Origin of the sequence: Vibrio sp. 10N.239.312.D08 (assembly GCF_041466145.1) — a bacterium.
GTDB lineage: Bacteria > Pseudomonadota > Gammaproteobacteria > Enterobacterales > Vibrionaceae > Vibrio > Vibrio crassostreae_C.
The window spans coordinates 21,460-32,835 of record NZ_JBFSSD010000006.1 but is presented as its reverse complement, the minus strand read 5'-3'; the positions used below and the strand labels follow the sequence as shown (position 1 = coordinate 32,835).

The 11,376-nt window shown below is 44.0% G+C and carries 8 protein-coding genes; 4 read left to right on the top strand and 4 right to left on the bottom strand.

Features of this window, described 5'->3' with window-relative positions; all coding sequences use genetic code 11:
- Positions 1 to 213 precede the first annotated feature (213 nt).
- Positions 214 to 477, top strand: coding sequence for a GrxA family glutaredoxin (locus AB6D58_RS04935; protein WP_009847069.1), 264 nt, complete (start codon positions 214 to 216; stop codon positions 475 to 477).
- A 249-nt stretch (positions 478 to 726) separates the two neighbouring features.
- On the top strand, positions 727 to 2,409 hold the full coding sequence (locus tag AB6D58_RS04930; protein ID WP_065584163.1) for an aspartate:alanine antiporter: 1,683 nt from the start codon (positions 727 to 729) through the stop codon (positions 2,407 to 2,409).
- A gap of 306 nt (positions 2,410 to 2,715) precedes the next feature.
- Here AB6D58_RS04930 and fabV read toward each other — a convergent pair whose 3' ends face one another.
- The 3 genes from fabV to AB6D58_RS04915 form a co-directional block, all read right to left on the bottom strand.
- Positions 2,716 to 3,918, bottom strand: a complete 1,203-nt coding sequence (gene fabV, locus AB6D58_RS04925; RefSeq protein ID WP_372156594.1) for an enoyl-ACP reductase FabV — start codon at positions 3,916 to 3,918, stop codon at positions 2,716 to 2,718.
- Between the two features lie 210 nt (positions 3,919 to 4,128).
- The gene (locus AB6D58_RS04920) at positions 4,129 to 6,411 is read right to left on the bottom strand and encodes an acyl-CoA dehydrogenase (protein WP_017071963.1); all 2,283 of its coding nucleotides are present in this window, start codon (positions 6,409 to 6,411) and stop codon (positions 4,129 to 4,131) included.
- Positions 6,412 to 6,466: 55 nt separating this feature from the next.
- Entirely contained in the window at positions 6,467 to 7,096 is a 630-nt protein-coding gene (locus tag AB6D58_RS04915; RefSeq protein ID WP_017065403.1) for a TetR/AcrR family transcriptional regulator, read from the bottom strand.
- A 761-nt stretch (positions 7,097 to 7,857) separates the two neighbouring features.
- On the opposite strand from AB6D58_RS04915, the gene AB6D58_RS04910 reads away from it, so the two are divergent.
- Both AB6D58_RS04910 and AB6D58_RS04905 read left to right on the top strand, forming a co-directional pair.
- On the top strand, positions 7,858 to 9,165 hold the full coding sequence (locus AB6D58_RS04910) for a TolC family outer membrane protein (RefSeq protein ID WP_372156592.1): 1,308 nt from the start codon (positions 7,858 to 7,860) through the stop codon (positions 9,163 to 9,165).
- Entirely contained in the window at positions 9,165 to 9,776 is a 612-nt protein-coding gene (locus tag AB6D58_RS04905; protein WP_010441482.1) for an OmpA family protein, read from the top strand. Before AB6D58_RS04910 ends, AB6D58_RS04905 begins: the two co-directional genes overlap by 1 nt.
- Before the next feature lie 275 nt (positions 9,777 to 10,051).
- On the opposite strand, the gene nhaA is transcribed toward AB6D58_RS04905, so the two are convergent.
- On the bottom strand, positions 10,052 to 11,218 hold the full coding sequence (nhaA, locus tag AB6D58_RS04900; RefSeq protein ID WP_010441484.1) for a Na+/H+ antiporter NhaA: 1,167 nt from the start codon (positions 11,216 to 11,218) through the stop codon (positions 10,052 to 10,054).
- Between the last annotated feature and the right edge of the window lie 158 nt (positions 11,219 to 11,376).

Sequence of the window (11,376 nt, the reverse complement as noted above, 5' to 3'; positions counted from 1 at the left end):
AATCTGAATACCCATCAGAAATCAGCATGGATCCTTTTTGTGACCATTATTTGCTCTGATAGACAAAACCTATTGTATTAAGAGGTAATTCCATCTTTATTTCCCCATGGCATTGAGGCATAGTTGGTTTTATGAAATTTTGAGTGGCATTCACTAAAGAATAGTTAACATAATCGAGTTAACGAGCCTCATCCCGTATTTAGGAGAAATTAAATGTTTGTAGTTATTTTTGGTCGCCCTGCTTGCCCATTCTGTGTTCGTGCAAAAGAGCATGCTGAAACTCTTAAAGCTAAACGCGATGACTTCAACTACCGTTACGTTGACATCCACGCTGAAGGTATCAGCAAAGCTGATCTAGAGAAGACTGTTGGTAAACCTGTCGATACAGTTCCACAAATCTTCATCGACCAAGACCACATCGGCGGCTGCACAGAATTTGAAGCATACGCAAAAGAAAACCTAGGTCTTTTCGACTAAGCTAGGATTTCTCAAACGAGAATCAGGGCTAAAGCCTTAAACAGCTGACCCATTTAGGCGTTAGACTGTACGATTTATAGAAAGCCCGCTCACTGTAGCGGGCTTTTTTATGACCAGTTTTCATACGGAATAAGAATAAGGTCAAAATCAAGTAAATTAACAAAATATTGCTTATAATTTATTTATATTTAGATACAATTCACCTCTCAAACTTACCCTGTGTTCCACGCCAATTATTGAGCGACCACCGTGAATATCGACGTTGTTTTTCTGTTAGAACAAAACCCCATTCTCCTCATCTTTGTTGTTTTATCGATTGGATTAGCCATTGGTAAAATTCGTTTCGGTAGCCTACAACTTGGTAATTCAATCGGTGTTTTGATTACTTCCCTTATCATGGGACATCTTGGCTTTTCTTTTAACGCAGATGCGCTCACCATTGGTTTCATGCTGTTCATCTACTGTGTTGGCATTGAAGCTGGACCAAACTTCTTCGGTATCTTCTTCAGAGACGGTAAGCACTACCTCATTCTGAGCCTTGTGGTACTTTCTACCGCAATTGCCCTAACCTATTTCAGTAGTCATTACCTTGGCCTAGGCTTTGGTTTATCTGCAGGCATGATGGCAGGTGCCTTAACAGCAACGCCGATATTGGTAGGTGCTCAAGATGCTCTGAATTCTGGGCTTGCAGAATTACCAAGAAACATGGACTTGAGCCTGATTATCGAAAACCTTTCAGTCGGTTACGCGATGGCTTACTTGGTTGGCTTAATCAGTATGATTATGTTTGCTCGCTTGATTCCAAAACTTCAAAAAGTGAACCTACACGACTCGGCAGAGCAAATCGCCCAAGAACGTGGGTTAGGCGCTTCAGGTCAGCGTAAGGTTTACTTGCCCATTATTCGTGCTTATCGAGTGGGACCAGAGCTCATCTCTTGGACTGACGGTAAGAATCTGCGTGAACTGGGCATCTATCGCCAAACAGGCTGTTACATCGAGCGTATTCGACGTAATGGTATTCTTGCCCATCCAGATGGTGATGCAATTCTGCAAGAAGGCGATGAGATCGCATTGGTTGGTTTCCCAGATAGCCACGCTCGTCTAGACCCAAGCTTCCGTAACGGTAAAGAAGTTTTCGACCGTAACCTTCTCGATCTGCGTATCGTGGAAGAAGAGATCGTCGTTAAGAGTGACAGTATCGCAGGTAAGCGCCTATCAGACTTAAACCTGTCTGAATACGGCTGTTTCCTTAGCCGCGTAGTACGTGCTCAGATTGAAATGCCGATGGACTTAAACATCGTGCTTTCTAAAGGTGACGTCCTACAGGTGAGTGGTGAAAAGAGTCGAGTGCACGGCCTAGCTGAGAAAATTGGTTTCATCTCAATCCACAGCCAAATGGCGGATTTGATGGCCTTCTGTAGCTTCTTCATTTTGGGTATTTTGTTTGGTTTAATCACCATGACATTCGGTCAGGTATCGTTTGGGCTAGGTAACGCGGTTGGCCTGCTTCTATCGGGCATCATGCTTGGTTTCCTACGAGCGAACCACCCTACTTTCGGTTATGTGCCTCAAGGTGCTCTGAACATGGTCAAAGACCTCGGTTTGATGTTCTTTATGGTCGGTATCGGCTTGAGCGCCGGTGGTAAGATATTTGAGCACTTAACCCAAGTTGGCCCACAGGTAATAGGTATTGCCCTAGTAGTGAGTGTGCTGCCAGTATTCTTCGCTTACTTGGTTGGCGCTTACGTATTGAAGATGAACCGAGCTTTGTTGTTCGGTGCAATCATTGGCGCGCGAACTTGCGCTCCAGCGATGGACATCGTAAATGACCACGCTCGCTCAACGATTCCGGCTCTGGGTTATGCGGGTACTTATGCGATAGCCAATATATTGATGACCTTAGCAGGTACTTTCATCATCATAATTAGCTAGCATCTGCTGCATTAAAAGCAGCCAAGCTTAGATATTTCGAATGCACGAATTCACTTTGGGTTAGTGCATTTTTTATAACCTGTTTTAAGCGGTTCAAGCCTTCTTCCCCACTCCTGCTCTTAACTCTCTTCATCCCTTATTTCTACTCTTGTCCCCCTTCGAATCGCGGTAGCCGTATCCGCTCTTAAATCTCTTCGCATCCCGCCACTCGAATCCCATATCTGCTCTTAATCTCTTGAACCAAATAGCAGACAAAAAAATAGGCGCTCAATGAGCGCCTATTTCGTTTAGATTCGATAACTTGAATTAGATGTCAGCTACATCAAATTCAACAGCTGGGTTAACGTCAGCTTCGTAATCAACACCTTCAACACCGAAACCAAATAGCTTCAAGAACTCTTCTTTGTACTCTACGTAGTCAGTCAGTTCTTTTAGGTTCTCAGTTGTGATTTGAGGCCATAGGTTACGACAGTGATCTTGAATGTCTTCGCGAAGCTCAAGGTCATCTAGACGTAGACGGTTCACTTCATCCACTTCTGGCGCGCTGCCGTCTTCTTTGTATAGACGTTGGCTGAACATACGGAAGATCTGTTCCATACAACCTTCGTGAATACCTTCTTCACGCATCTTCTTGAACACCATAGCGATGTAAAGAGGCATTACAGGGATTGCAGAACTTGCTTGAGTCACTACAGACTTAAGAACAGCAACGTTTGCAGTACCGCCAATTTGGCCTAGCTTCTCGTTCAGCGCTGTCGCTGCACGGTCTAGATCCATCTTAGCTTTACCTAGTGCGCCATCCCAGTAGATTGGCCACGTTAGTTCAGTACCGATGTAGCTGTAAGCAACCGTCTTACAACCGTCCGCTAGAACACCAGCTTCAGAAAGAGCATTGATCCAAAGTTCCCAATCTTCACCGCCCATTACAGTAACAGTGTCTTTGATCTCTTCTTCAGTTGCAGGCTCTACGCTTGCTTCGATGATTGTGTCTTTGTTCGTATCAACCGCAGTTGACGTGTACGTTTCACCGATAGGCTTTAGAGATGAACGAATTACTTCGCCAGTCTCTGGCATTTTACGCACTGGAGACGCCAGTGAGTATACAACCATATCGATTTGACCTAGATCTTCTTTGATCAGGTCAATTGTTTTCTGTTTCGCTTCGTTAGAGAAAGCATCGCCGTTCAGGCTTTTTGAATACAGGCCTTCTTCTTTAGCTAGCTTGTCGAACGCTGCTGAGTTGTAGAAACCAGCTGTGCCCGGCTTTTTCTCAGTACCGGCTTTCTCAAAGAAAACACCGATAGTTGAAGCGCCGCCACCAAATGCAGCCGCAATACGTGAAGACAAGCCGTAGCCACTTGAAGAGCCAACAACTAGTACACGTTTAGGTGCGTTTGCGATTGGGCCTTGAGCTTTTGTGTAAGCAATTTGTTCTTTTACATTAGCTTCACAACCGACTGGATGTGTTGTAGTACAGATGAATCCGCGAATTCGAGGTTTGATGATCATATTCAACTTCCTTAAAAAATCAGGTTAAGGATAAAAGTTTCGTACGCAAATGGCATCTAATTTCTGTAAAAATGTGGCGAAAATGCAAGTGGTTGGAGCACTCAGTGAATATTTGCTGACTAAGTCACCATTTGTTAACGCCTCTATTGCAACTTCTACGACAAAAACAAAAAAAGGCACCTAATAAGGTGCCTTTTGTCATTTCTTTATCTAAGCAACGCTATTTAGCTTAGGTTTTAACTCTTTTCGCGTCAAAGTTTCACTGTAATCATGACTGAAGTGGTCAACTTGAATCGCTGCGTAGCGAAGTTTGTCTGCTGCAATGATTTGGTCAACTTCGTCTTGAGTAAGAACATCTGCCGCCAGTGCTTGAGCAAGTTTATCTTGCAATAGACCTTTACGAGCCACTTTGCCCTCTTTCACTGCTTTGAAGATCTTACGTTCGAGAGGCTTGATGCTGTACATCGCGTTGAACGCATTCTCCATTAGGCCAACACTATCCTCTTCTTCTTTGCCTATGTAGCAAAGGTGAGTTAGACGTTCACGGTGTGCACCCGGAGTCATCAAGCTTTCTGCCAGTTGTACCGTTAGATTATCACTTGGTTTTTCAAAGTGGTTACCGACAGGGAAAACTAGACCTTTAAGTACTTTACCTACCATCTTGTTCGGGAAGTTTCTGTACGCTTCTTGTAGCGATTTAGCCGCGTTATGGAAACAGTGTTGAACCGCGTAGTGTACGTAGTCTAGGTCAGCTTGTTGACGACCTTCATCTTCATACTTCTTAAGCGCTGCAGACGCCATGTATAGGTAACTTAGACCATCACCTAGACGTGCAGAGATAAGCTCTTTACGTTTCAGTTCGCCACCTAGTGTAAGCATTGCGAAATCCGCACTCACTGCAAGCGCACGGCTCAAGCGAGTTAAGTCTTGGTAGTAAGGCTTCGTTGGACCGCTCATATCCGCTTTAATGAACTTAGAGCCTGTCAATGCCGCACCGAACGCACCAAACGTGTTCTTAGTTGCGTGAGAGATATGCTTAAACAACAAATTATCGAAATCCTTCGCACCTTGCTTCTCATCTGGGTTTGCTGCCGCTTCCATTTCGCTTAGCACGTATGGGTGACAACGTGTCGCACCTTGACCGAAGATCATCAGGTTGCGAGTTAAGATGTTCGCACCTTCTACTGTGATAGCAACTGGAATACCTAGGTAAGGCGCAGCTAAGTAGTTCATTGGACCATCTTGAATTGCACGACCAGAGTGGATATCCATTGAATCATTCAGGATAGTACGCGCCATTTCTGTCATGTGATATTTCGCGATAGCCGTAACGATACCCGGCTTCTCTTTCATATCGAGTGAAGTAGTTGTTAGTGTACGAGTCGCTTCTAGTAGATACGTTAAGCCACCAATACGACCTAAACTCTCTGCAACTCCTTCAAACTTACCAATCGACATACCGAACTGCTTACGAACATAAGCGTATGCGCCGGTCGTTTTCGCCGTTAGGTGGCCCATCGCCGTGCCAAGTGCGGGTAATGAGATACCGCGACCTGCAGACAGACATTCCACCAGCATACGCCAGCCTTTACCTGCGTAATCGGCACCACCGATTAACCATTCCATAGGAATAAACACATCGTGACCGCGTGTTGGACCATTCATAAACGCAAGACCAAGTGGGTCATGACGCTCACCAATCACAACACCTTCGTGGTCAGCCGGGATTAGCGCACAAGTGATGCCAATGTCTTCTTTGTCACCCAGTAGCTTTTCTGGATCGTGCAGTTTGAAAGCCAGACCAAGTACCGTCGCCACTGGTGCTAGTGTAATGTAGCGTTTGTTCCAGTTAAGCTTGATACCTAGCGTCTCTTTACCTTCGTGCATGCCCATGCACACAGTACCGACATCAGGGATACCACCCGCATCAGAACCCGCTTCTGGGCCTGTTAGTGCGAAACATGGGATATCTGTACCGTCAGCAAGACGAGGTAGCCAGTAGTCTTTTTGGTCTTGAGTGCCGTAGTGAGACAGCAGCTCACCAGGACCAAGAGAGTTTGGAACCATTACTGAAACCGCAGTACTGATACTGCGAGTCGCAATCTTAGTTACGATAGTTGAGTTAGCGTGTGCTGAGAATTCACGACCGCCATACTCTTTCGCAATAATTAGCGAAAAGAAACGCTCTTTGCGTAAGAAGTTCCACACCTCTTCAGGAAGGTCTCGATCTTCTTTTACAATTTGGTGGTCATCAAGCATAGCGAGCAAGGTTTCAAGCTCATTATCCATGAACGATTGCTCTTCTGCTGTCAGCTGAGGTTTTGGGTATTGATGCAGCTTAGTGAAATCTGGTTTACCAGAAAACAGCTCTCCGTCCCACCACACGCTACCCGCTTCCATCGCTTCTTTCTCGGTGCTAGATAGTGGTGGTAGTACTTTTTTAAAGAGTTTAAAAGCTGGGTCACTTACCCATTTTTGTCTTAGAGAGCTCATAGTTCAGATCCTTTTGTTCACTATATTGGTTGTGAATGTTTCGCTTTTTATTGTTTTATTCTTCTGCTGACATGCCTGCGGCTAAATATGGAATAAGAATATCGACCACTGCCTTAGCATCTATCTTTCTGTCATAGTCATTCTCTGCAATTTCTACCAGAGCCTGACTTGATGCCATGGTGAATACACAAGTCCCTAGGGTGAAGTGTAATCGCCAAAACAACTGTTCTTGAGTGAGGTTCGGATTCGCCTTCATTACAGATGTCGTAAACAAAGAAAGTACTTCGCTGTAGCGAGTAGTAATGAACCAACGCAAGTGTCCTTGCACATCCGTATAGCCTCTGCCGATAAGTAACATGAATCGGCTTGTACCATTTGGCCTAACATCATTAAGTGCTCTTAGTGGCTGTCTCAACGACTCAAACACGTCACTCATAGAATACGTTTCGTTCAAGTTTAAGTTCACTAATGCATCTTGCAGTGCTGGCATAAATGCTTCTAAGTAACGATTGAGTACCGCACGAACCAGAGTCTTCTTATCGCCAAAGTGATAGTTCACTGAAGCTAAGTTGACATTCGCTTTACTCGTAATCGTACGTAAAGAGGTGTCATTAAAACCGTGCTCAGCAAATAAGCCTTCAGCCACATCTAAGATTTTGTCTTTGGTTGTACTTCTTGGTGCCATTTCAATCACTCGTATTAAACAACTGTTTGAAATATACGCTTTGTACATTTATTTAACAAGCAAGCAACATCACATTTTCACAAATTGGTCGTACCAGTTAATAAAACTCAGCACTAACCGATTGAATCGCTGTGTGTTTATAAAAAAAGAAAAAAATAATGAATTTTCTTGGAACTGAAATGGAAATGGAGAGTCCTAAATTAGGTAGAAAACAGCGTATTTAGAAGTTTAACAGGCCGTCAAACTTGTTCTTCTCACTGCTTTCTTAATTACTGCATTTTCCTTATTAACTCCTATACTTGTATCCGCCCAAACCACGTTGGTTTGGGCTTTTTTTTTGTTTGTTGTTTGGGACGAGAGTGAGCCTTACTTACCCCTCTTCACAGCTACTAACTACAACCTGAACAGCGCGACCGCCTCTTTATATGCTGTCATTTCTTCCTAAGAGTCGAACTACCATGCTTGGCACATTGTTATCACTGGAACTCGTATTTCAAACAACCTACTAGCCAACGTTTACCTATCTGAGTCCAAACCTAATACTACGTTTCCTCTATTTACGGTGCATCCATTCGAAGCTTGCCACTTGCTACTATTGGTAAATTAATCAATAAGGATAGAGACTTACATTCGAAATAAAGCCAACAAACTTAGCAATTTCTTGCAGATGTCCTAAGCTTCGTTTAATACCCTTTTCAATTAAGTAGTTAAACGCTTGTTGGGAAGCGGCGGGAGCTTTTAAAAGTAGAAGGAGACCTACTTTGAGACTGTTGAAATTACCTATTATGTGTTGCTTAGTTATTGCAGCTCCACTCTCTGCTCAAACTTTAGAACAGGCCGTAGCCATTACCTTGGCTACAAACCCTGAGATAAAGAGTATCTTTAATGAGTTTGTGAGTGTACGGAAACGAAATGACGCCGCAGGTGGTGCTTATAGACCTAGTATCGACCTGGATGCTGGTATTGGTTACGAAGGCATAAACCCTGCACCAAATAACGGCCCCGATACCGATCTCACAAGAAAGGAAGCGACGATTTCCCTCACTCAGTTGCTGTGGGATGGTTCATCGACTCTCAATGATATTGACCGTACTGCCGCAGAAGCGGAATCGGTTCGCTTACAATTACTCGCGGATGCCGAAGACAAAGCGCTAGAGGTCACACAGATCTACCTGGATGCAGTCAAAGCAACTGAAGTTTTAGCCCTTTCGGAAAGTAACCTTGCTATCCACAAGAAAATCTATAAAGACATCAAAAAACGAGCAGCCTCAGGCATAGGCTCAACCGCAGATGTATCTCAAGTAGAAGCTAGGATTGCAAAAGCGCACGGCAATTTATTAGCCGCACAGAACAACCTAATTGATACCCACACTCAATTTAGAAGAATAGTGGGTCAAGAACCGCTTGGCTTGGTCTACCCAAGAGCCGATATTTCTATGATTCCTCTGTCATTGTCAGACGCCCTTGTTAATGCTCTGGACCAACACCCGGTAATCAAAGTCGCAACTGCAGATGTCGATTCGGCGCACTTCCAGTACAAACAATCAAAAGGGGTTAACTACCCTACTTTCTCTATCGAGGCATCTCAATCATGGCGCGATGATGCGGGAGGCGATGAAGGTTCGAGCCAAGAGACGTTGGCAATGTTAAGAATGCGATACAACCTCTACAACGGTGGTACCGATAGTGCTAATTCAGAAGCTGCAGCTTACCAACTTAATAAAGCGAAGGATCTAAGAGATCGTGCTTATCGACAAGTGGAAGAAGGCCTTCGCCTATCTTGGAGTGCATTGGATCTGACGTTGCAACAAAAGAACTTCTTGTCTGATCACGTGGATTCGGCGTCAGAAACCGTTATCGCTTATGAGAAACAATATCGAATCGGCAAACGTACACTCCTTGACCTGCTTAACACTGAAAACGAATTGTTTGAAGCCCGTAAAGATTACTTAGATGCGCATTACTCTGAACAGTACGCTAAATACCGTGTAATGAACGCGACAGGCTCTCTATTGAACGCTCTACTGGTCGACATTCCAGACGAGTGGACAACGGCCGTGGAGTATTAATGATGAAAATACCTTACTTATTGCTTTCCGCATTAACGATAACGCTATGTGCATGCTCTAGCCAAAATGAAGAGCCCTATATAGAAACGCCAGAAGCGGAGCAAATTTCAGACCTGCAAGACGATGATAATGATGGGGTGGTCAATGCACGAGATACCTGCCCAAGTACACCTAGAGCGTCATTAGTTGATAATGAAGGTTGTGGCGAGACTATACGCTCAGAAGAAATCAGACAGCTGAACATCCTTTTCGCCAATGACTCTTATGAAGTTAACCCTATCTTCTCAGATCAAATCACTACCATGGCTGAGTTCTTAGAAACCTACCAAAGTGCATCGATAGAAATTCAAGGTTACGCCAGTAAAGTCGGCGCGAGTGAATACAACTTAGAGTTATCAAAGAAGCGCGCTCACCACGTTGAAGATGAATTATTGTCGAATGGTATAGACCCGAGCCGAGTAAGAGTTGTCGGTTACGGTGAAAACCGCTTAGAGAGCGATGGCAACGATGCTACTTCTCATGCACTGAACCGTCGAGTAACAGCAACGGTTGTCGGGCTGAATGAGCAGATCGTCGAGGAGTGGACCATATTTACCACGCTAGAAAAATAACATGACACTGTCACTCTGGTCATCCAAAACGATCCGCAATTCATGCCGATCAAAATAATGAGTTGAATCTAGGAGTTTTAGATCATCAATAACTAACCAAACTAAAAATACTAGCAGTTAGGATCAATAAAGCCGAGATAGGAAACCCTATCACGGCTTTTTTGTTCTTTGCTGTCACATGAATCGGGGAGGATGATTCTGTGACTCGTCTTGCTACTCAGAAGTTAGCTTGTTAATCAGTGAATAGGCTCGCCGTTAAACGAGCCTACCGCTGATTATAGTTTTACTTCTTGTTGCTTTGCTGTTTTCGGTAAAGAAACGCTTAGCAGGAAGTAACCTAGAATTGCAGCTGTTGTAGATCCCATCAGGATGCCTAGTCGAGCTAGTGTGTCAAACTCTACATTCGTTGGGCCAAATGCTAGTGATGAAATAAAGATAGACATTGTAAAACCAATACCACACAGGACAGATACTGCGAAGATGTTCATAAAGTTCACACCTTCAGGGAGCTTAGCAACACCCAATTTCACCGCACCCCAGCTGAATGCAAAGATACCAAGAGGCTTACCAATCAATAGACCCATAGCGATACCAAGCGGTAGCATACCTGTTAGGCTTGAGATTGAGATACCTTCCAATGAAATACCTGCGTTTGCAAAAGCAAAGACTGGTAAGATTGCAAAAGCGACGTATGGGTGCAGAGCATGTTCTAGATGCTTCAGCGGAGAATGTTCACCTTTATTGCCTTTCAGTGGGATAGCAAAACCAATCACTACACCAGCCAGCGTTGCATGAACACCAGACTTCAATACTGCAAACCACAGAATTGCACCAACAATGAGATACACACTCAGCTTAGTTACATGCTTGTTGTTTAGCATGAACAACACACCAGTCGCGATGAAGCCAACTGTAAGTGCAAGTGTTGATAGGTCGCCTGAGTAGAACAGAGCAATGATAACAACAACACCTAGGTCATCGATAATTGCCAGTGCTAGCAGGAATACCTTCAAGCTTACCGGTACACGGTTACCAAGAAGAGCCATGATACCCAATGCGAATGCGATATCAGTCGCTGCTGGGATAGCCCAACCTTGAAGCGCTTCAGGGTTACTTGAGTTAAATAGCACGTAAATAAGTGCAGGAGCTAACATACCGCCAACGGCTGCGATAGCTGGGAAGATTGCTGTCTCTTTAGACTTTAATGCGCCTTCTAAAAGTTCGCGCTTAACTTCTAAGCCGATTAGAAGGAAGAAGACAGCCATTAAGCCATCGTTAATCCAGTGAGACACAGACATACCAAGAACGTAACTATGCAATACGCCTTGGTACATTTCGTTCAGTGGTGAGTTTGCTACAAACATTGCGATCGCCGCAGCGATGACTAGTATGATGCCGCCAGCAGATTCCATTTTAAAGAAGTCACGGATGACGTCGGTCATGATTTCGCCCTTATATTTATTATTTAAATAAACGAATAACAAAGAATAACCATGAGTTTATATCCAAGCGTAATCGATAGATAATCACTTCTTCGGATGTTTAACTTCGGTTTTTCCTACAAATACTAAACAATACGTCGTATATTCCATAATGTTGT

What these genes read in the sequence shown, in the direction of transcription:
- AB6D58_RS04915 (WP_017065403.1), bottom strand. Translation starts at nt 7,096, where the DNA reads ATGGCACCAAGAAGTACAACCAAAGACAAAATCTTAGATGTGGCTGAA.
- fabV (WP_372156594.1), bottom strand. Translation starts at nt 3,918, where the DNA reads ATGATCATCAAACCTCGAATTCGCGGATTCATCTGTACTACAACACAT.
- nhaA (WP_010441484.1), bottom strand. Translation starts at nt 11,218, where the DNA reads ATGACCGACGTCATCCGTGACTTCTTTAAAATGGAATCTGCTGGCGGC.
- AB6D58_RS04905 (WP_010441482.1), top strand. Translation starts at nt 9,165, where the DNA reads ATGATGAAAATACCTTACTTATTGCTTTCCGCATTAACGATAACGCTA.
- AB6D58_RS04920 (WP_017071963.1), bottom strand. Translation starts at nt 6,411, where the DNA reads ATGAGCTCTCTAAGACAAAAATGGGTAAGTGACCCAGCTTTTAAACTC.
- AB6D58_RS04935 (WP_009847069.1), top strand. Translation starts at nt 214, where the DNA reads ATGTTTGTAGTTATTTTTGGTCGCCCTGCTTGCCCATTCTGTGTTCGT.